This is a genomic window from Alteraurantiacibacter lauratis, assembly GCF_037154155.1.
Lineage (GTDB): Bacteria > Pseudomonadota > Alphaproteobacteria > Sphingomonadales > Sphingomonadaceae > Alteraurantiacibacter > Alteraurantiacibacter lauratis.
The window spans coordinates 214259-233518 of record NZ_JBANRN010000003.1; the positions used below are offsets into that span (position 1 = coordinate 214259).

Consider the following 19260-nt stretch of genomic DNA (forward strand, 5'->3'; position numbering starts at 1 on the left):
GCAGCGATCGGAAGGCGGAATCCAGATACGAAAAAGGCGGGCTGCACACACTGTGCAACCCGCCTTTTTCGAAAACTCATTACGATCAGCGAATCAGGCGCCAGCGGAGGCGTCGTCTTCCTGGTTTTCGATGATGACGATGATCGCGGTGCCGATCGCGCCGAACAGAACCACCAGCAGCGCTTCGTCAATGTCGCCAACAGCGTTGCGAGCGGCGCCAATCGGCGAGGACTGACGGGTCATTTCGGCCAGAGGAGCCAGCGAAACGCTGGCGTCGGCGGCGCGGGTATTGGCCTGAGCCGCGATCGGGGCCAGAAGCAGGCCAGCAGCAGCAGTGCTTGCGAGAATGGACTTAAACATCTTCCAGCTCCTGTAATGAATTTCGTGATCGGATTGTTACCGCACTGCACAATGGATTGCAACGGTTAATAGGCAATTTCCCTTAATCTGTTGCCCTAATGCTGCAATGCAAGCCGATCAAACAGGTTCCCCGGACCTGCCGGGCGCCGAATCGGCGGCACCCGAACCGGCTTGGGCATCATCCCCATACAATACGGCGTAGTCGTCGATTTCGCCGCCTGTAATAATGCAGGTGCCACTTTTCAGCCAGGCATGCGGCGCGAACCCTTCGCCGAGCGATTTCTTCGCGCCGATCACGATCCGGGCCGAAATACCGAATCGGCGCAGCATTTCCTGCGCCGCCATCGCCTGCACCAGACAATCGGAACGCCACGGCACCAGCCCCGCCATGCGCGGAACCGCGCGGGCCAGATGGGCGCGGACCGCGCTTTGCGTTAGCGGATCCAGGCGAGGCGCCTTGCCAGAAATCTGCGCAGCCCTGTTGCGCACGCCCAGATCATGCCCGACCACATGGCGCAGTTGCCACCGCGCCCGCGCAAGTTCGCACGCAGCGGCAGCCCCGGCCACAGCAAACCAGGCCATCTTTCCCAGCGTCCAGCGCCGATCAGTGCTGGCCGGAACCGGCAGGCGTTCAAGAATCATCGCAGGCCTCGTCGCATGAAGCACGCAACCTTGCCAAGCCGGGCGAGGCTACGCAGCCGCAGAGGCGGTTGGTGACATTGCATCGGCAAGCACCTAATTCCGGGCAAGAGATCGGCCATGCGTGCCCAATCCGGCGCGTGCCATATCCCGAAGGAGCCATTCACACATGAGCGGGATTGCCGCGATCTTTCACGCCGACGGCCGTCCCGCCGATGCCGCTGCGATTCGCGCGATGACGCAGGCGATGGCCTATCGCGGGCCCGATGGCATCGTCCACCATGTCTCCGGCCCCGTCGCGCTTGGCCATCTGCAACTGCTATCGACGGCGGAGCAAGGCACTGGCCCGCAAATCGCCGCCAGCGATGACGGACAGGTCCACGTGGCGATGGATGGGTATCTGACCAATCCCGACGAACTGCGCGCCGATCTGTCTGCCAAGGGCTATCCCACCCGCAACCGCAGCGATGTGGAAATCGCGCTGCGCGCTTACGAGGCATGGGGCACCGATTGCGCCGGGCATTTGGAGGGCGAATTCGCCTTCGTGCTGTGGGACGGGCGGCAGCGCATGGTCTTTTGCGCGCGCGACCATCAGGGGTTGCGCCCGCTGCTCTACCACTGGGCCCGGTCGCGGCTTCTGGTGGCATCGGATGCAGCGGCGATCCTTGCCGTGCTGGAAAACCGGCCGCAGCCCAATATCGGCTTTCTGGCCGAATATCTGACGGGGCAATTCTACACCCGCGAGGAAACCGCGTGGACCGGAATATCCCGCCTGCCACAGGCCTGCGCCATGACGGTTGCCAATTCGGGCCCGAAAGTCTGGCAATACTGGTCATTGCCTTTGCCTGATCGCCCGCTTTACCGGCACGAAGCCGATTATGTGGAGCATTACCGGGCGCTTCTGGCGGACAGCGTGCGGCGCACGGCGCGCACGAATCGCCCCTTGGCGATCGAGGCCAGCGGCGGGCTCGATTCGACGGCCCTGTTTTGCATGGCGGTGCATCTGGAACGGACAGGTGCCTTTCCGGCTCCATCGATTCGCGGTTACACGCTGGCCGGGCCTGCCGGCACCGGCGCGGATGAGGTCAGATATCCGCGTGCTGTGGCCGAAGAACTGGGCGTGCAGATTACCGAACGCCCCTATTTCATGCCGCCGCTGTCCTGGTTCGACGCCGATGCGAACAGAGCGCGCGATCTCCCGCTCATGCCCAACGGCATCATGTCGCGGCTGGAGGAGGAGGCGATGGTGGCCGACGGGTGCCGGGCCTGCATCAACGGCGTGGGGGGCGACCAATGGCTCGACGGTTCGCCCTACTATTACGCCGAATTGGTGCGCCACGGCGCGATAGACGATCTGTGGGATGCCGCGGCAAGAGATATTGCCGCCTTTGGCTGGCGCCAAACGGCCCGCATGGCATGGCGATTCGGCGCTGTCGCCCTGCTCCCACAAGCGGCACGCACGCCCGCCCGCCGCCTTCGCGAATCGCTCCGTCCGCGGCCCATGCCCGAACTGGAAGCGCTGCTGGCGCCAGAGGCACAGGCCATGCTGGCCCAGCGACGCGCACGGCATCGCGGTGACGCGCATCCCGACCATCACACACGCCTGAAACTGTCGAAATGGAATTATCCCTATTGGTCGACCATGTTCGATCACAATTCCCGGCAGGCGGCGCAGGCGGGGCTTTCGCAGCGGCACCCGATGCTCACCCGCGCTTACATCAGCTTTATGGCCAGTGTGCCCGAACACTTTCTGCTGCAGGGCGGGCAGACCAAGCAATTGCACCGCAAGGCACTGGCAGGCATCCTGCCCGACGTGGTGCGCCTGCGAACGGACAAGGCATGGACCGACTGCACATATGAAAATCTATGTGAGTCGATAATTGCGCGGCTGGAAGGGGAACCGGCCATCGCAGCAGACATTATTGTTGCAAGGGCGCAACGACAACGCATCTGCGAAAGATACCGCAATGCAGCAATTGACAGCGACCTGCCCTTCACACTATGGTCGCTATACGCAATTACCACTATGTTAATTCCGGCCTCTAGCGAGCCGCAACTGAAGTGAGACAAAAGATGAGCAACGACATTCGCACCCCCAAGGCCGCTTATGCCCGCCCCGAACTCACCGTGTTCGGCTCGGTTCGCAACCTCACCGGCGGCAGCGTCGGTGGCGCAGGTGATGGCATGTCGGCTATGCAGGTAATGGTGTAAGGACCGTAATCGCTTTTCCAGCGGGTAATGCTTTTGGGACATGACTTCCCCGCTGGAAGAACATTACGGATACCTTGCTATTGCTGGCCGCGCTGAGCTTTACCAAGCGGCCATAACCCAAACGATCACCCCCGGTGATACAATCGCCGACCTCGGATGCGGGGTCGGCGTTTTGGGTTTGCAATGCCTGCATGCGGGCGCTTCACACATTTACGGCATTGATTACACCGACGCGATCGAACTGGCGCGCGAAACCATGCAGCGCGCCGGTCTCGATGATCGCTACACCGCCATGCGGGATTCGACCTTCCGGGCGGTTTTGCCGGAAAAGGTGGACGCGCTGATCTGCGACCATGTTGGCTTTTTCGGCTTTGATTACGGCATTATCGACATGGTGCGCGACGCACGCGCACGGATGCTCAAACCCGGCGGCGCAGTCATTCCCCGGCGAATCGATCCGACGATCGCAGGCGTTTCGAGCGAATCGGCCCGCGAACTCGCCCGGCAATGGAGCGAGGCGGACTTTCCGCCCGAATACAAGTGGCTTAACACCTACGCCCGCAACACCAAGCACGCGCACAATATCGAGGCGGCGGATCTCTGCTCGCCTGCGGTTGCGGTGGCCAGCGTGGCGCTCGATGCCGAAGGGCCGGAACTCTATTCCTTCAAGGGGACGCTCGAAATTGCCCGCGATTGCCAGTTTGACGGGCTGGCAGGGTGGTTCAACTGCGAGCTGGCCGACGGTATCTGGATGACCAATTCACCGCTGGCCGAAGCACGCATCGCGCGAAGCAATGTGTTCCTGCCCTGTCTGGAAGCCTTTCCGGTGAAGGCGGGAGACATGGTCGGCATCTCGCTGCGCTTCACCAGCGCGGGCGACATGATCGCCTGGACAGTGACCCCGCCGGGCGGCAAACCGCAGAAGATGTCCACTTGGAACAGCCGCATCCTCACGCAGGCCGATCTGGCGGCTGATGAAGGAAAACCGCCCGTGCTTGATCGCAACGGCAGGGCGCGCCTTGCCGTGCTGGCACTGGTGGACGGCCAGCGCACGGCAGCCGAAATCGAGGCGCAAGTGCTTGCGTCCCAGCCCGATTTGTTCCCCACAACTGACGAAGCCAGCCGCTTCATCCGGGCCGAGCTGGGCCGACTCGGCCTGTGATCGCGCCTGCTGCGGAGGAAGATGGCTGGCAATTCGGCCCGGTCCGCGCGCAGCGGCCGCTGGGCTTGCTGCCCTATGACCGCTGGACCGATCCGGACGGCGACACAATAGGCGAATTCTACCGCTTCCCGTCCCATTTCCTCGTGCGTTTCCCGGATCGGGCGGATTTCGAGATTGCGGCCGGCACGCTGCAGGTGCGTGCCTTCCCCGCAGACGAAGGACTCGAAGAAGTCACCGATTCGCTGTTTCACAACGCCATCGTGCCGCTGATCGGCAATTACCGGGGCCAATTGCATCTGCACGGCAGCGCGGTGGTGATCGATGATGCGGCCTATGCCTTCATGGGCCTCTCGCGCCGGGGCAAGACCACGCTGGCGGGTGCCTTTGCCGCGGCAGGCCATCCCTATCTCACCGAGGACGTCGTCGTGCTCGAACACCGGCAAGGCGAACCCCGCCACGTGCAGCCCACGCGCCCCGTGCTGCGCCTGTTTGCCGACAGCGCGCAGCATTTGCTGGGCGCGGATGTGGAAGGGGTGGATGACGAGGCGAAATCGCCCGTGCACGCTGACGGCCGCCTGCCCTTTGCTAATCGCAGTTTCCCCTTGGCCGGCATATACTTGCTAGGGCCGGGCGAAGCCGATGAGGTGCAGATAGCCGCACTGGCGGAACATGCCGCGCTGGCGGAATTGATGCAGAATGCCTTCATCCTCGACGTCGAGGACAAGCTGCGTCTGCGCCGCCATTTCGCCTTGCTGGCGGGACTGGCGGCGGAAACGCGGTGCTATACGCTGGACTTCCCCCGTGATTATGACCAATTACCGCAAGTAATCGGCAGCATAATTGCCCACGCCCGCAACGAACGGACCAAGTGATGAACGCGACCCTTCTAAGTCCTGATGCCATCTTGAGCGCCTCTGAAGACGCTGTTGCCCGCGAAGTGGGCGGCGAATTGGTGCTGATGCATCCGGCCAGCGGCACATATTTCGGGCTCAACCCCGTTGGTGCGCGAATCTGGCAATTGATCGAGGACGAGCCGCGCTCGCTCGCCAGCCTGTGCGAGGTCATTGCCGCAGAGTTCGACGCGCCGGTCGATGTGATCGAACAGGATCTGGCCGCGCTGGCAGGTGATCTGGCGGCGCACAATCTCATCGAGGTGCAGGCGGCCTGATTTCGGCCGCCGCTCGGCCGCGCTAGGCGCCTTTCGGGTGCCTTTCGGTGACCGTTCTGATCCGCCCTTCATGCAGGTCGATGATCCGATCGGCCAGCGCCAGGCTGGCCGGGCGGTGCGTGACGATCAGCACGGTCCGGCCCTTCAGCCCCTCCTTGCACGCCGCCACGAAGGACGCCTCGGCATCGAGGTCGAACATCGAGGTCGCCTCGTCGAACACAAGCACGGGCGGATCGGCCAGCAACGCGCGGGCCAGCGCAATACGCTGGCGCTGCCCGCCGGACAGGCGCACACCGTGGTCGCCAATGCGCGTTTCGAGACCCTGTGGCAGCATCTGCACCAGCGCCTGCGCCTGCGCCAGCTCCACCGCCGCGGCCAGTTGCGCCGTGCTGGCATCGGGCAGGCCGTAGGTAATGTTTTCGCGCACCGTGCCGGCAAACAGCAGCGGACGCTGCGGCACCAGCCCGATCTGGCGGCGCAGATGCTGCAGCGGAATGGTAGAAATTTCCTGCCCGTCCAGCGTGATGCGCCCGCTGTCAGGCTGGTAGAATCGCAGCAGCAGGCTGATCAGCGTGGATTTTCCCGCCCCGTTATCGCCGGTCAGCGCGACGATTTCCCCTGGTGCAACGGCAAACGAAATGCCGTCCAGCGTCGCGTCGCGGCCCGGATAGGCGAAGCGCACATCCTCAAACGCCAGCGCCCCCTGCGCCCGCCGCGCGCCGGCGACATTGTCCTCGTATCCGCGCTCCTCGGCCTCGGCCATAACGGCTTCCAGCCGGGCCAGCGTCCCACCGGCCCATTGGGTGTAGCCATACAGATCGGCCAGCGATCCCATCGGGCGCGTCAGCAACGCGGCATAGAGCAGCAGGCTGAACAATTCGGCCGGATCGCGCGCCTCCTCGCCCGCGCCGCCCGCCAGCAGCAGCACAAGGATCGCGGCAAACCCTGCCAGCAGCGCGACGATCGGCCCCAGCATCGCCTTCAACCGCTCCTGTTCGAGCTGGACCTTCCGCGAGGCTTCCGCCAGCCGGGCGAACGCCGCCGATTGCGCCTGCTCCTGTGCAAAGGACTTGGTCGCCATCATCATTTCGAGCTGCTGCTCGGCCAGCACGATCAGCGCGGTTTCGGCATCGCGCGCTTCGTATCCCAATTGCCGCAGACGCCGCCCCACCAGCTTCACCGCCAGATAGAACAGCGGCAGCAGCAGCAACAGCACGAGGCCGGTGGCCGGATCGAGGCGGAACATCAGCACCGACGCGCCCGCCGCCGTCACCAGCATCGCGGGCATGCGCGCCAGCGTGTTGGCGAGGAAATTCGACAGGCTGGCCACTTCGAACGTGGTAAGCGACAGCAATTCGCCCGCATTGCTGTTGTCGTGAAACGGCACGGGCAGGCGCAGGATATGGCGGTGCGCGGCAATGCGCAGATCGGCCAGGATCCGCCCTCCCGTGGCGGCAGACAGGATCGCGCCCGCAATGGTCAGCCCGGTTCCCGCCACCAGGGCTGTGACCAGCAGCACGAGGATCGTGCCCATGCCCATGCCGGCAGCGGCAGCAACTGTCCCGCTTCCTTCGACGACCCGGCCCAGCAATTGCCCGGCCAGCCACGGAACAACCAGCGTCACCGCCGATGTAAGCAGGCTGACCGCGGCAATCGTCAAGAGCGGGCGGCGGTAGGGAGCCGCCTGCCGCAGCAGATAGGCAGGCTTCATCCGGCCTTGCCTTGCTGCACCAGCAGGCTCCACAGCCCGGCGAAAAGTCGGTGGAGGTAAAGCAGGCCAAGCGGCCAATGCGCCTTGCCCGGATATCGGCCTTGCATGAAATTGCGCGGCGGAAAGGCGTGCGCCAGCAGCAACCGCACACGGCTGGCCAAATCGCGCGAAGCGCCCAGGTCATCGCGCAGGCGTGCCGTGCCGCTGCCGAGTTCGAGATAGGACGTAACGGGGTTTGCCTGCGGTTCCGCCTCCAATCGCGCCATCACGGTTTCGGGCAAGGGCGTGCCCAGCGCCTGTTGCGCATGGCGCAGCACCTTGGCGCAAATGGGGGCGAGCCCGCGTTCCACGCCGATCCGCGCGATCTGCTCCCAATCGGCAGGGGTGTAGCGCAAGGCAAGAAGATGCGCGTCAAGCAGCCAGATCAGGCGGCCATCCTCGAACATCATCTGGTCATCCACCAGATAGCCATTGGTGCGGTGCAACGCCTGGTTGACCACGCCGCGCAGGAACAGCAGCGCCGGCGATGTGGTGCGGGCACTTGCCGCCAGCCGTGGCAGCGGCGTGGCGCTGGCAAAACATTCCTCCACATCAAGCAATCGCCGCAGGAACGGGGCGGCCACCACCTCCCAGTGCAGGTCGATGCAATGCACAAAGCCTATGCCGGTATCGTAAACCCAGCTTTCCTGCCCGAAGGTCGCGTCCTGCGTGCGGACAAGTCCCATGTCCGCCAGAACGGCGCGGGTCGCCTGCAGACTGCTTTCGCGCACCAGTATGTCGCTGTCTCCGCGCCGGCGCATGGCGGGCTGATCATAGACAAGATACGCCAGCGCCGTGCCTTTGAGCACAAGGCACTCCACCCCTGCCGCATCCAGCCTTGCCAGCACGGCCAGCAGGCAATTGCGGTGCGAGAGTTCCCACAGCGCCTGCAGGCGCGCCTCGTCCCGCAAGCTGGATAATATCGACCGCGGCCACGCATGCACAACGGGCGCCATTTCCAGCAATGCCAAGGCAATGCCATGCGTCCGGATGCGCGACCAGACCAGCCGCGCGGTGGCATCATTTCCCAGATAAGCAGAGAGATCGTCCTGGCCGCCTGCAATCAGGCCCGCCAGGCGCCGGTCCACCGCGGTCGGAGACGGCGTTGCACTTTCCCCACTTTGCCGCCTCGCCCCGGCAGCGCCAGTTCTTGGTGAGGGGCTTGAAACCGGCAATTCGCAAGCGTCCTGTTATTCTGCGGCGCAGCATGATGCGCCCAAACCCTTGTGGAAAATACCGGCCTTCCCGTCAATCCGCGCCGGACTTCCGGTACATTATCGTATCGTTATGTGGCATTATATCCCGATGCAACGCCGTTGCATCGCCCTGACAAGGGCGTTGACGCCATCGTCCTATGCTGCAATGCAGCGACGCAGCGCAGATAGGGGAAAGTGCGGATTTCATGGCTCAGTCCCACCGCAAGGGCATCATTCTGGCTGGCGGTTCCGGCACAAGGCTTTACCCGCTGACGCGCGGCGTATCGAAACAGTTGATGCCGGTATTCGACAAGCCGATGATCTATTACCCGCTCAGCACGCTGATGCTGGCGGGAATTCGCGACATCCTGATCATCACCACGCCCGAAGATTCGGCGCAGTTCCGCCGCGTTCTGGGCGATGGCGCGGATTGGGGGCTGGCCATATCCTATGCCGTGCAGCCTTCGCCCGACGGGCTGGCACAGGCGTTCCACATCGGCGCGGATTTTGTGCGCGGGGGGCCGAGTGCACTGGTTCTGGGGGACAATATTTTTTACGGACACGGCCTGCCCGAATTGCTGCACAACGCCAATGCGCGCACGACCGGCGCCAGCGTGTTCGCCTACCGCGTGGGCAATCCTGAGGCTTATGGCGTGGTCGCCTTTGACGAGGATGGGCGCGCTATCTCGATCGAAGAAAAGCCCGCAACCCCCAAATCCAATTACGCGGTGACCGGCCTTTATTTCTACGACGAGACAGTGGTCGACCGGGCGCGCGACCTGAAACCGTCCCCACGCGGGGAGCTGGAAATTACCGATCTCAACCGGCTCTACATGGATGACGGCCAGCTCAATGTGGAGATCATGGGTCGCGGCTTTGCCTGGCTCGATACCGGCACCCACGGTTCGCTGATCGATGCCGCGCAATATGTCCGCATTACCGAGGAACGGCAGGGCCTGAAGATCTGCTGCCCGGAAGAAATCGCCTGGCGACAAGGATTTATCGACGATGCCGGGCTGGAGAAGATCGCCCAGCCGCTGATAAAATCGGGCTATGGCGAATATCTGATGCAATTGCTCCGGCACTAGGGGCGCTGCGCGATGCATATCATTCCCTGCGACATCGAAGGCCCGCTCATCATCGAACCGCGCGTGTTCGGGGATGAGCGCGGCTTCTTTCTGGAAAGCTGGAACGCCGCCGGTTTTGCCGCCGCCGGGCTGGACCTGTCCTTTGTGCAGGACAATCACAGCCGCAGCCAGAAAGGCGTGCTGCGCGGCCTGCATTTCCAGAACCCTGTGCCGCAGGGCAAGCTGGTGCGCGTGGTCAGCGGGGCGGTGTTCGACGTGGCCGTGGATCTGCGCCGCTCCTCGCCCACATTCGGCAAATGGGTGGGCGTGGAACTGAGCGCGGAAAACAAGCGGATGTTCTGGGTGCCCGAAGGTTTTGCACACGGTTTCCTGACCTTGGAAGACAACACCGATTTCCTTTACAAATGCACCGCGCCCTATGCACCGCATCACGAACATGCGCTGGCCTGGGACGATCCGGATATCGGCATTGCGTGGCCGCTCGCGGGGCTGGAGGTGAAGCTTTCGGCCAAGGACTTGGCCGGCCTGCCGCTGGACAGGGTGGAGGCGTTCGCGTGAAGGTGCTTGTCACCGGCGCCACCGGCCAGCTTGGCCGAGCCTTGCAGCAGAGCGCCCCGCCGGACTGCGATGTGACAGCGGTTGACCGGGCGGAGCTGGACCTGACCGATGGCGCGGCGGTGCGCACCTTTGTGCACGCGCTGAAACCCGATCTCCTCATCAACGCCGCTGCCTATACCGCGGTCGACAGGGCTGAGAGCGAGGAGCCGCTGGCCCATGCGGTTAACGCTGCTGCGGTGGCTGCCATGGCCGAAGCGCTCAAGGCAACCAGTGGCCGGCTGGTGCAGGTCAGCACAGATTTTGTGTTCGATGGCGCAAGCCCTCGCGCCTACCGGCCCGACGATGCGCGCAACCCCCTGTCCGCTTATGGCCGCACCAAGGCAGCGGGCGAAGATGCCGTTGGGCCCGACGCGCTGATCGTGCGCACGGCCTGGGTGCATGCGGCAGGGGGCAGCAATTTCGTGCGCACCATGCTGCGCCTGATGGCCGAGCGTGACGAGCTGCGCGTGGTGGCCGACCAGATCGGCGCGCCCACCTGGGCCAGCGGGCTGGCCGCCACGATCTGGGGCCTGGTGGCAAAGGATGCACGCGGCATCTTCCACCATACCGATGCTGGCGTTGCCAGCTGGTACGATTTTGCCGTGGCGATACAGGAGGAGGCGCTGGCGCTGGGCATGCTCGGCCGCGCGATCCCCGTCATCCCCATCGCCACCGCCGATTACCCCACGCCTGCCCGCAGGCCCGCCTTGTCGCTGCTCGATTGCAGCGCCACGCGCGGCTTGCTGGGCGATGGCACCACGCATTGGCGCACAAATCTGCGCGCCATGTTGAAAGAGGAACAGGCACTTGGCTAATCTGCTCGTCACCGGCGGCGCGGGCTTTATCGGCGGCAATTTCGTCCATTACTGGGCGAAGGCGCATCCGGATGACGCCATCGTGGTGCTCGATTGCCTGACCTATGCGGGCAACCGCTCGACCATCGCCGGGGTGGAGCAGGCCGAACTGGTGGTAGGCGATATCCGCGACACCGCGCTGGTCGAGAAACTGCTGGCTGAACGCGGCATTTCCACGCTCGTCCACTTTGCCGCTGAAAGCCATGTCGACCGGTCGATCAGCGGGCCGGATGCCTTTATCGACACCAATATCCTGGGCACGAACAGCCTGCTGAAGGCCGCACGCAAGGTCTGGCTGGACAGCGGTAGCGGCGTGCCCCACCGTTTCCATCATATCTCTACCGACGAGGTGTTCGGCTCGCTGGGGCCGCACGATCCGGCCTTCAGCGAAGCGACGCCCTATGCGCCCAATTCGCCCTATTCGGCCAGCAAGGCCGCGTCCGACCATCTGGTGCGCGCCTATCACCACACCTTCGGGCTGGAGGTGACCACCACCAATTGCTCGAACAATTACGGCCCCTACCAATATCCCGAAAAGCTGATCCCGCTGTTCCTGCTCAATGCGCTCCATGGCCGCAACCTGCCGATCTATGGCGACGGGATGAATGTGCGCGACTGGCTGCATGTGGAAGATCACTGCCGCGGGATCGAGGCGGCGCTGCTTCGCGGCAAGCCTGGCGAAACCTACAATATCGGCGGCGGCGAGGAATTGCCCAATATGGCGGTGATCGACCGGATTTGCGCCGAGGTCGACCGCGCCTTTGCCGAGATCGACGGGTTGGCCGAACGCTTCCCCGATGCCCCCGCCGCGCAGCGCCGCCCCACGGCAGAGCTGAAAACCTTCGTCACCGACCGCGCAGGGCACGACCGGCGCTATGCGATCGACGAGACCAAGGCACGCGCCGAGCTGGGCTATGTCCCCGCACATGATTTCGAAAGCGGCCTTGCGGGCACGCTGCACTGGTATCTGGACAACGAGGCCTGGTGGCGGCCGCTGGTGCGGGCGTGATGGGCAAAGTGGCCGGGCAGGGGGAAGAACGATGAAAATCGCCCGCAATGCGGCACTGAATGTCACGGGCGACCTTTCGCCCATTATAACCGCGCTCATCTCTGTCCCGCTGTTCCTCGCAGTGCTGGGGCAGGAACGCTACGGCGTCCTGGTGCTAGTGTGGACGATTACCGGATATCTCGGCTTCCTCGATCTCGGTCTCGGACTTGCGACTCGCTACGAAATGGCAAAGCGCAGCACGGTTTCGGCACAACACCAATTCGATGTACTGTGGACCTCCACGCTTCTCAGCCTTGGACTTGGCCTCCTTGCGGCACTCGCCATGTGTCTTGTCGCCTGGCTGGCTTTTGGAAGCCTCGTCACGATGACCCCGACCATCCGCGCCGAGGTGATGTCGGTACTGCCCTGGATTGGCGTGATTGTGGCGCTCAATATCCTAAACGGCGTAATGTTTGGCGCGCTGAGCGGGCAGGAACGTTTTCTGGCTGTCAGCCTGATGAAGCTGGCAAATTCCGCCCTTTCGCAATTCGTGCCGCTGTTCGCTGTCATGTGGCTGGGCGCAAGCCTTGTCTGGGCCGTACCCGCGTCGGCACTGGGCACTTTCCTTCTGACGTTGATGCTTGTTCCCAATGCCGCCGCCGGTTTCGTGGGCCGCCTGCGCCCGCGCTTCCTGCAAGAGAATGTAAAGCAGCTTTTCAGTTACGGCCTGTGGTCAAGTGGTGCCTCATTCGGGCGGCAGATGCTTTCGAATGGCGACCGCCTTTTCATCGGCTCGCTGATCGGCGCTGCATCCGTGGCGCTGTACACCGTGCCGATGAGCTTGATGCAGCGCGCGGCGACAATTCCCCGCGCGGTTACCGAAGTCATATTTCCTCGCATTGCCAAAGCGCATCCTGACGAACTGGCGCACATGGCCCGAAGGGTCACGGCGGCAAACATGGCGTTTGGAACTATGCTTTCCACTGGGGCGATTCTTGTCATTCATCCCTTTATCAGCATTTGGATCAATCCGCGCTTTGCCGATGAAGTTGGTATCGTGGCCGAACTGGCCGCCATTACCATCTTGTCGCGCACATCGTTTCAAGTCCCCGCCATGATCCTTAACGCATCTGGCCGTCCGCGCATCACGATGACTATCCTGATGTGGGAATTGCTGCCCTTTTTCGCGGGGATTTATGTCGCCACGCTGTATTTCGGGGCGGTAGGGGCAGTCAGCGCGGTGCTGCTGCGCAGCTTCATTGATGCCCTGCTGCTAAGTTGGCGCGCCGGCACACTCGACCGCATGTCCCCGATTCTTGCGCAATCGATCCTAATCGTCGCAGCGGCTCTGACCCTTGCGCGGACGATCCCGCAGATTGACCTCTGGGCGATCCTGGCAAAGTTTGGCTTTATCCTAGCGATTTGCGGCTGGGCACTGTGGATCGCTCCCGACCTTCGAAAGTTGGCAGCAGCAATTGCGCAAAAGACCCGGCCAAAGAGGAGCGTTTGAGCCGTGCCAAGCAAAACCTGTCTGGCAGTTGTCGGGAAGAAGCCCTCATGACCCTCTCCCGCTACATCCTGCACAAGCGGGCTGTCGGGCTGGCCCGCAAGGTGCAGCGCCGGGTGGGGCGTGCCTTGGGTTTTGCTCGGACGCATCAGCCCTTTGTTCCGGCACCCATTCCGCGCATCCTGTGGCTGTACTGGGATCAGGGCTTTGACCAGGCGCCCGGCATCGTGCAGGCCTGCGCCGCGCGCTGGCGGGCCTTGCATCCCGGCTGGGATGTGCGCCTGCTCGACCGGGATAGCATCGAGGGGCTGGTTGCCATGCCCCCCTTGCCCGATGGCATAATGAAGGCGCATTACGCCGATGTCCTGCGCACCCGTCTGCTGGCGACACATGGCGGGGTGTGGGCCGATCCCACGATCTGGGTGTCGCGCCCGCTGGGTGAATGGCTGCCCTTCGCCGCGCAAGCGGGCTTTTTCGCCTTCACCTGGATCGACGGCGACCGCCCCTTTATCGGCCACACCTATCGCCGCACCGTGGGCAACTGGTTTCTGGCGGCCGCGCCCGGCAATCCGCTGGTCAATGCTTGGGACAGGCAGGTGCTGGACTATTGGCAGGGGCGCGGCGCGACGGACAATTATTACTGGCACAACGATGCCCTGGAGTATGTCGCGCGCCGCAATGAAGCTGCTCGTGATGTCTGGCTGCGGATGCCGAAAATGGGGGCCATGCCGCCGCATCTGGTATTCGCCCTGTTCAGCGGGCGGATGGAGCAGGGCAGGGAAAGCGACGTGCAGCAGGCCATCGCCGATGGCACCATTCCACTGCACAAGCTGAGCTGGCGGATGGACGGCCAGTTTCCGGCCATTGCGGCCTTTCTGGAGCAGGCTGAACAAGTGGCGCAGTCTACCGGGAGAGCGCACACATGACGGTGCCAAATCTGTTCATTGTCGGCGCACCCAAATGTGCCACCACCGCGCTGACAAGCTATCTTGTCGCTCACGAACAGGTGGCAAACCTGCCCAAGGAAGTGCACTTTTTCGGGTCTGACCTGGATTACCGGATGCCCGGTGGCCGCTGGAACGAGTCACGCTACCTGAAACGCGCCGAAGAACTGGCCGAAGCGCACAAGATCGTGCTCGATGCATCGGTGTTTTACCTTTCCTCCCAGCGCGCAGCGGCGGAAATCCGCGCCTTCAATCCGGATGCAAAGATCATCATCATGTTGCGCAAGCCAGCCGACATGATCCGCTCGCTCCACCAGCAGATGCTGAAAAGCCGCGACGAGAATATTACCGATTTTGAAGAAGCACTGGCGGCAGAATCTGACCGGCAGGAGGGCCGACGCATCCCTGCCGGCGCCATCGGGGTGAACGGGCTGTTCTACCGCCGGGTGGGATCCTATGCCGACCAGGTCCAGCGCTATATCGACACGTTCGGGCCGGAACAGGTGCTGGTGATCCTGTATGACGATTTTCGCGCCGATACGCGCGGCACCTACGAACGCGCCTGCCGCTTCATCGGCATTGAGCCTGATCCGCAGGTCAATCTTGACCCGGTGAATGAAGCGGCTGTGGTTCGTTCACCGCTGCTGGTAGAACTGCAACGCCGGGTGATCTATCGTTACAATCTTTACGCGGTGGCAAAGAAAGTGCTTCCAGCCGGACTGCGTTCGTCAATATGGAAGATCTGGCAAAACCGCCTCTACCAGAAAGGCCGCGCCGAAGCTCCCGATGCCCGCGTGATGGCGGAGCTGACTGCCGAGTTCGTGCCCGATGTGACCCGGCTGGAGGCGCTGATCGGCCGCGACCTGAGCAGCTGGAAAGTGTGAGGCGCGCGTGATTGTCAGCGACACCTACCGCTTTGCCTTCATCCACATCCCCAAATGTGCGGGCACCACGGTGCGCGCCGCGCTGGAACAATTTGACGAGCGACAGGAGGTGATGACGCGCGGCCTGGATGCGCACCCCACCCGCCCCTTCACCTATGCGCCTGCGCCCGGCGCGCCCTTTGCCGATTTCCACCACCTGACGCTGGCGCAGGTGCAGCGCTGGTTTCCCGCCGAATTGGCGCGCGTTGAAGCCAGCCGTTCCTTTGCCGTGATCCGCGATCCGCACGAACGGCTGATTTCCGCGCTGTCGCAAAGGCTCAAACAGTTTCACGGCCTGGCGGTGGAGGACCTTCCGCCGGCCCGTATTGCCGATGCTCTGGAAGAGGCGCTGGCGCATCTCGATGACCTGCTGGCATCGGGGAATGATCTGCCCTTCGATTTCGTGCACTTTCAGCCGCAGGCCGATTATATCGCATTGGACGGGCGAAGGATCGTGCGGGAGGTTTACGGCATGAACCAGATGGTTCAGTTCCACGCCGCCATGGCCGCGCATTTTGCGCCACATGGCATTGCGATTGCCCCGTTTCACCTGATGCGTGAGAACACCTCCAAAACGCACCGCTTCAAGATGCTGCACAAGGTGATGACCGCCAGCGAAGGCGCGACGCGCGCCGCCAAGGCGATGCTGCCGGCGGCGGTGAAGAGGCGGCTGCGCGGCGCGCTTTACCGGGAGAGGGGAGACGCCTTGCGCGACCTGGTGCAATCGCCCCGTGTGCGCGCCTTTGTGGCGCGCCATTACGCGCACGATCTGCAATTATGGGCGCAAACGCAAAAGGGGCCGGCAAATGGCTGATGGCGATATGCGCGCGCACAAACGCAAGCTTGGCAAAGGGCAACGTGGCACCCGCCTGCTGCGTTCGATCCTCGATCCGCGCGCATGGCTTCATTTGCTCAAGATTGTCAATTATCACAATTACATGCATGTCGCGCCGCTGCGGCACATCACTCTGGGGAGCGATCCGGGCATCAGCCCCGATGCTGTGTTCAGTAATGCCGAACGCATCACGATCGGCAACCGCGTGCTGATCGGATCGCGCTGCCATTTGTGGGCCGGCCCGTCCACCGGGCGGATCATCATCGGGGACGATGTGCTGTTCGGCCCTGAAGTAATGGTGACGGCGGCCAGCTATGATTACAATCACGGATCGCCCGTAACCGACCAACCGATGAACGAGGCGGATATCGTGATCGGCAATGATGTGTGGCTGGCCACGCGCTGCATCATCCTGCCGGGTGCACGCATTGGCGACGGGGCGATCATCGCCGCGGGGGCGATCGTCAAGGGAGAGATACCACCCATGACGATCGCCGCCGGATCACCCGCCCGGGTGGTGGGCGAGCGCAGGATTGCCGGATCAGCCTAGACCTGGGTCAATGCGCCGGCCGGAGCCAGTTCCGCGCGCTTGAGATGCGTGCGGTCATACGGCACGACGGGGGTTTTCAGGTTTTCCAGCAACAGGCCGGCTGGGCGGAAGTCGCTGGCCAGATAATTGCCGAAAAGCGTTTCCGGGTTGCCGCCCGCGCTTGTTCCTGCCGCCCCGCTCAAATTGATCTGCCCGTCGTGGAAGTGGTTGTCCTTGACCACCATGTCCGGATCAGGCACGCCACCGCCAAACCACGCGAAGCCTTCCAGCGCATTGCACGCGGTCAAGGCATAACCGGCAATGTCCCAGTTCGTGCTATCGCTGCGCATTACCAGCTTCTGGTTCACCATGGTGTTGTGAACAAAGACAAGGTGGCCGCCCGTCCAGCCGCCCTTGCCATATTGGCTGAGCGCGGTGGCATCATTGCTGTTCTGGCGCACGATGTTGTTTACAAACATCATGTCATAGGATTGGCCCGGCACGCCGTTCTGCGCAATCGGCCCCAGGAAGAACGCCTGAACCTCTACCCCGTCACAGACATTGCCCCAGAACACGATGTTTTCCAGCAGACCGGTGGCGTGCTGGAAGAAGTCGGAGTGGCGCGCAAAGCGGGTGAACAGGCCAACGGTGGTATTCTTGACGTTGGTGGCGTCAAAGGCGCTGGACGGACGCCCAGCAGTGGAGATGCGCGCAGCCCGCCAGTCCTGCTTGTCAGGATCGGCGGTAAGCGTGGCGCTCCAACCCGGATCGACCGCAGCCAGCTCACTGTTGATCCAATTGACGAGATCGGTGGCGCTGTAACCGTCGCCGACTTCGCGCGTGTAATAGTTGAAACTTGAACCGGTCACGAAGCTGCGCGTTTGCCCGCCCCACTCGAACCAGAAAGTCACGCCATTGGCATCGGCACCACCCGTGCGGCGGATCGTGGCGGTGGATGCGCTGCCGGTATAGGTGACTTCCAGCATGGGGTGATCGACATAATAGAACGCAGTGGAATGGTCGGTAATCACGCAATCAATGCAGGCCCGCACGCCTGCCGCAATGTCATAGGTGATGCTGTTCGCGGTGCAGCCGCGGGCAAGCGATGCACCAATGAACGCGCCGGAAATATGGCTTACCTCGACTTCGGTCATCCAGGGTTTGCTGAGGATGCGTCCGCCGTTTCCATGGATCGGCCCGCCCCGCTGCATCTCGTAACGGCCTTCGGGGCTGGTGCTGGTCAGCCTGCACCCGTCAAGCCAGTGCATCCCGTCGCCCAGCGCCATGGTAGTGCCGGTAAGTTCGGTGACGCGGTGCAGGTCAATGGTCAGGTTTGCGCCACGGAAGCACCAAGGGAAGCTGTTGTTGCGTATCTTGGCGTCGGTGTCGGTGGTGTATTCGGTCCGGCCAATGCTGGCCTCCACGCCTTCGGCCACCTCCACGGTGATATAGCCTTTGTGCGTGGTGCGGCTGCCGCCAGTGTTTTCCAGCATCTCGTAAAGGCCCGGCTCCATAATCGTGATGCGCGGGTTCTTGTCGATCACCGGGTTGGCCTTGCACCACGCCGAAGCGGCATTGAGCGATTGAAACCGCTGGCCGGGGATTTCCGGAAGGCTGGGTGCCACCTGCAATTCGATCAGGTGTTTGGCAGGCTGCGCGGCATAGAGGAACGGTCCGATAACACGGCGCTGCATCGTGGTATCGCGCGGAATGGCTTCGAAATAGACATGGCCGAAACCGTTGCGCCCGTCATGTTGCAGCCAGGCCCACCACCCGAAATAGGTGCGCGGGATGCCGTTCGCGTCGCGGAAGGTCTGAAAAGTTGGGTGCAGCACGTCCGCGCTGTTGCCTTCATAATGCAGCACCACCTTTTCCAGCCCCAGATTGTTCATCAGGGTGCCGTTGTCGTTGGCCATCGCCACCACGCCCACAAGCTGGCGATCGGTGAACCATTGGCGCGGGGGGGTGATGAGGCGGATCGCGGGCTTGGCCGTGACACGCGCCGGATCGGTGGGAGGTGCCAAGGTCGCAAAGCCGCTTCCCTCGATACCCGTCCACGCCACACCCGGCTCAACCACCGTCATCAGCCCGGCACCCGTGCCCGGCGGCAGGCTGGCTGCTCCGCGACTCGCCCCAAATCCAAAGCCAAGGCGCCCCATCAGGCCATGCCCACAATGTCGGTTGCCGTGGTACCACTGGCCCGCACGAAACGCGCCCGCACATCCAGCACAGACCCGGCGGCAAGGTTGCGGAATGTGACATCGTCCGCTGCATTCAGCGCCCGCAGCACCACATCACCCGCAGAGCCGATATAGATTGCCTTGGTCGCCCGCGGTAATTCAGCCACATCGTCCGGGGTAATGGCAAAACATTGCGTGGCAGGGGCCATGGGCGAATCCGCGAAAGCCTGGAAGTCATCCTTGAGCATCGTCATGTTCCAATTCTTGGCTGCAAAAAGGGACTGGATGCCTGTTCGCTGCGAAAGCCTGTAGGAAAGGAAAATCGCACT

General features: G+C 63.0%; 20 protein-coding genes. 14 read left to right on the plus strand and 6 right to left on the minus strand.

Going from position 1 to position 19260, the window contains the following annotated elements:
- Positions 1-93 precede the first annotated feature (93 nt).
- Together WFP39_RS04825 and WFP39_RS04830 are read right to left on the minus strand one after the other, a co-directional pair.
- Positions 94-360 carry a hypothetical protein gene (locus WFP39_RS04825; protein WP_336918009.1) on the minus strand — a complete coding sequence of 89 codons (267 nt, stop codon included), beginning with the start codon at positions 358-360 and terminating at the stop codon, positions 94-96.
- A gap of 117 nt (positions 361-477) precedes the next feature.
- Positions 478-1002, minus strand: a complete 525-nt coding sequence (locus tag WFP39_RS04830) for a lasso peptide biosynthesis B2 protein (RefSeq protein ID WP_336918010.1) — start codon at positions 1000-1002, stop codon at positions 478-480.
- A 166-nt stretch (positions 1003-1168) separates the two neighbouring features.
- On the opposite strand from WFP39_RS04830, the gene WFP39_RS04835 reads away from it, so the two are divergent.
- The 5 genes from WFP39_RS04835 to WFP39_RS04855 are packed head-to-tail and all read left to right on the plus strand — an operon-like array spanning position 1169 to position 5540.
- Complete coding sequence (locus WFP39_RS04835) at positions 1169-3064, plus strand: asparagine synthetase B family protein (protein WP_336918011.1); 1896 nt, start codon at positions 1169-1171, stop codon at positions 3062-3064.
- Between the two features lie 8 nt (positions 3065-3072).
- Positions 3073-3210, plus strand: a complete 138-nt coding sequence (locus WFP39_RS04840; protein ID WP_336918012.1) for a hypothetical protein — start codon at positions 3073-3075, stop codon at positions 3208-3210.
- Between the two features lie 40 nt (positions 3211-3250).
- Positions 3251-4372 carry a methyltransferase domain-containing protein gene (locus WFP39_RS04845; protein ID WP_336918013.1) on the plus strand — a complete coding sequence of 374 codons (1122 nt, stop codon included), beginning with the start codon at positions 3251-3253 and terminating at the stop codon, positions 4370-4372.
- The gene (locus WFP39_RS04850; RefSeq protein ID WP_336918014.1) at positions 4369-5244 is read left to right on the plus strand and encodes a hypothetical protein; all 876 of its coding nucleotides are present in this window, start codon (positions 4369-4371) and stop codon (positions 5242-5244) included. The genes WFP39_RS04845 and WFP39_RS04850 overlap by 4 nt, the downstream gene beginning before the upstream one ends.
- On the plus strand, positions 5244-5540 hold the full coding sequence (locus WFP39_RS04855; protein WP_336918015.1) for a PqqD family protein: 297 nt from the start codon (positions 5244-5246) through the stop codon (positions 5538-5540). Before WFP39_RS04850 ends, WFP39_RS04855 begins: the two co-directional genes overlap by 1 nt.
- 22 nt (positions 5541-5562) lie before the next feature.
- On the opposite strand, the gene WFP39_RS04860 is transcribed toward WFP39_RS04855, so the two are convergent.
- Entirely contained in the window at positions 5563-7251 is a 1689-nt protein-coding gene (locus WFP39_RS04860) for an ABC transporter ATP-binding protein (protein ID WP_336918016.1), read from the minus strand.
- On the minus strand, positions 7248-8378 hold the full coding sequence (locus WFP39_RS04865) for a nucleotidyltransferase family protein (RefSeq protein ID WP_336918017.1): 1131 nt from the start codon (positions 8376-8378) through the stop codon (positions 7248-7250). Before WFP39_RS04865 ends, WFP39_RS04860 begins: the two co-directional genes overlap by 4 nt.
- 314 nt (positions 8379-8692) lie before the next feature.
- Here WFP39_RS04865 and rfbA point away from each other — a divergent pair, with 314 nt between their 5' ends.
- The 9 genes from rfbA to WFP39_RS04910 are packed head-to-tail and all read left to right on the plus strand — an operon-like array spanning position 8693 to position 16772.
- On the plus strand, positions 8693-9574 hold the full coding sequence (gene rfbA / locus WFP39_RS04870) for a glucose-1-phosphate thymidylyltransferase RfbA (protein WP_336918018.1): 882 nt from the start codon (positions 8693-8695) through the stop codon (positions 9572-9574).
- Between the two features lie 12 nt (positions 9575-9586).
- Complete coding sequence (gene rfbC, locus WFP39_RS04875; protein ID WP_336918019.1) at positions 9587-10132, plus strand: dTDP-4-dehydrorhamnose 3,5-epimerase; 546 nt, start codon at positions 9587-9589, stop codon at positions 10130-10132.
- Complete coding sequence (gene rfbD / locus WFP39_RS04880) at positions 10129-10986, plus strand: dTDP-4-dehydrorhamnose reductase (RefSeq protein ID WP_336918020.1); 858 nt, start codon at positions 10129-10131, stop codon at positions 10984-10986. The genes rfbC and rfbD overlap by 4 nt, the downstream gene beginning before the upstream one ends.
- Positions 10979-12034: a dTDP-glucose 4,6-dehydratase gene (gene rfbB / locus WFP39_RS04885; protein ID WP_336918022.1), complete on the plus strand. Its 1056-nt coding sequence runs from the start codon at positions 10979-10981 to the stop codon at positions 12032-12034. The genes rfbD and rfbB overlap by 8 nt, the downstream gene beginning before the upstream one ends.
- A gap of 31 nt (positions 12035-12065) precedes the next feature.
- Positions 12066-13523, plus strand: coding sequence for an oligosaccharide flippase family protein (locus WFP39_RS04890; protein WP_336918024.1), 1458 nt, complete (start codon positions 12066-12068; stop codon positions 13521-13523).
- A gap of 47 nt (positions 13524-13570) precedes the next feature.
- The gene (locus WFP39_RS04895) at positions 13571-14446 is read left to right on the plus strand and encodes a capsular polysaccharide synthesis protein (RefSeq protein ID WP_336918026.1); all 876 of its coding nucleotides are present in this window, start codon (positions 13571-13573) and stop codon (positions 14444-14446) included.
- Positions 14443-15348: a sulfotransferase gene (locus tag WFP39_RS04900; RefSeq protein WP_336918028.1), complete on the plus strand. Its 906-nt coding sequence runs from the start codon at positions 14443-14445 to the stop codon at positions 15346-15348. Before WFP39_RS04895 ends, WFP39_RS04900 begins: the two co-directional genes overlap by 4 nt.
- Positions 15349-15355: 7 nt before the next feature.
- A complete protein-coding gene (locus tag WFP39_RS04905) occupies positions 15356-16201 on the plus strand; it encodes a sulfotransferase family 2 domain-containing protein (protein WP_336918029.1) in 846 nt (281 codons plus the stop codon).
- Positions 16194-16772: an acyltransferase gene (locus WFP39_RS04910; protein WP_336918031.1), complete on the plus strand. Its 579-nt coding sequence runs from the start codon at positions 16194-16196 to the stop codon at positions 16770-16772. The genes WFP39_RS04905 and WFP39_RS04910 overlap by 8 nt, the downstream gene beginning before the upstream one ends.
- Here the strand turns inward: WFP39_RS04910 and WFP39_RS04915 are convergent.
- Both WFP39_RS04915 and WFP39_RS04920 read right to left on the minus strand, forming a co-directional pair.
- Positions 16769-18910 carry a hypothetical protein gene (locus tag WFP39_RS04915; protein WP_336918032.1) on the minus strand — a complete coding sequence of 714 codons (2142 nt, stop codon included), beginning with the start codon at positions 18908-18910 and terminating at the stop codon, positions 16769-16771. The genes WFP39_RS04910 and WFP39_RS04915 overlap by 4 nt on opposite strands.
- On the minus strand, positions 18910-19185 hold the full coding sequence (locus WFP39_RS04920) for a spike base protein, RCAP_Rcc01079 family (protein ID WP_336918034.1): 276 nt from the start codon (positions 19183-19185) through the stop codon (positions 18910-18912). Before WFP39_RS04920 ends, WFP39_RS04915 begins: the two co-directional genes overlap by 1 nt.
- Positions 19186-19260: the final 75 nt, after the last annotated feature.

Bases quoted from the DNA above. Each gene is read 5' to 3' on its own strand.
- WFP39_RS04825 (WP_336918009.1), bottom strand. From the start codon at position 360: ATGTTTAAGTCCATTCTCGCAAGCACTGCTGCTGCTGGCCTGCTTCTG.
- WFP39_RS04830 (WP_336918010.1), bottom strand. From the start codon at position 1,002: ATGATTCTTGAACGCCTGCCGGTTCCGGCCAGCACTGATCGGCGCTGG.
- WFP39_RS04835 (WP_336918011.1), top strand. From the start codon at position 1,169: ATGAGCGGGATTGCCGCGATCTTTCACGCCGACGGCCGTCCCGCCGAT.
- WFP39_RS04840 (WP_336918012.1), top strand. From the start codon at position 3,073: ATGAGCAACGACATTCGCACCCCCAAGGCCGCTTATGCCCGCCCCGAA.
- WFP39_RS04845 (WP_336918013.1), top strand. From the start codon at position 3,251: ATGACTTCCCCGCTGGAAGAACATTACGGATACCTTGCTATTGCTGGC.
- WFP39_RS04855 (WP_336918015.1), top strand. From the start codon at position 5,244: ATGAACGCGACCCTTCTAAGTCCTGATGCCATCTTGAGCGCCTCTGAA.
- WFP39_RS04860 (WP_336918016.1), bottom strand. From the start codon at position 7,251: ATGAAGCCTGCCTATCTGCTGCGGCAGGCGGCTCCCTACCGCCGCCCG.
- rfbA (WP_336918018.1), top strand. From the start codon at position 8,693: ATGGCTCAGTCCCACCGCAAGGGCATCATTCTGGCTGGCGGTTCCGGC.
- rfbC (WP_336918019.1), top strand. From the start codon at position 9,587: ATGCATATCATTCCCTGCGACATCGAAGGCCCGCTCATCATCGAACCG.
- WFP39_RS04890 (WP_336918024.1), top strand. From the start codon at position 12,066: ATGAAAATCGCCCGCAATGCGGCACTGAATGTCACGGGCGACCTTTCG.
- WFP39_RS04895 (WP_336918026.1), top strand. From the start codon at position 13,571: ATGACCCTCTCCCGCTACATCCTGCACAAGCGGGCTGTCGGGCTGGCC.
- WFP39_RS04900 (WP_336918028.1), top strand. From the start codon at position 14,443: ATGACGGTGCCAAATCTGTTCATTGTCGGCGCACCCAAATGTGCCACC.
- WFP39_RS04910 (WP_336918031.1), top strand. From the start codon at position 16,194: ATGGCTGATGGCGATATGCGCGCGCACAAACGCAAGCTTGGCAAAGGG.
- WFP39_RS04915 (WP_336918032.1), bottom strand. From the start codon at position 18,910: ATGGGGCGCCTTGGCTTTGGATTTGGGGCGAGTCGCGGAGCAGCCAGC.
- WFP39_RS04920 (WP_336918034.1), bottom strand. From the start codon at position 19,185: ATGACGATGCTCAAGGATGACTTCCAGGCTTTCGCGGATTCGCCCATG.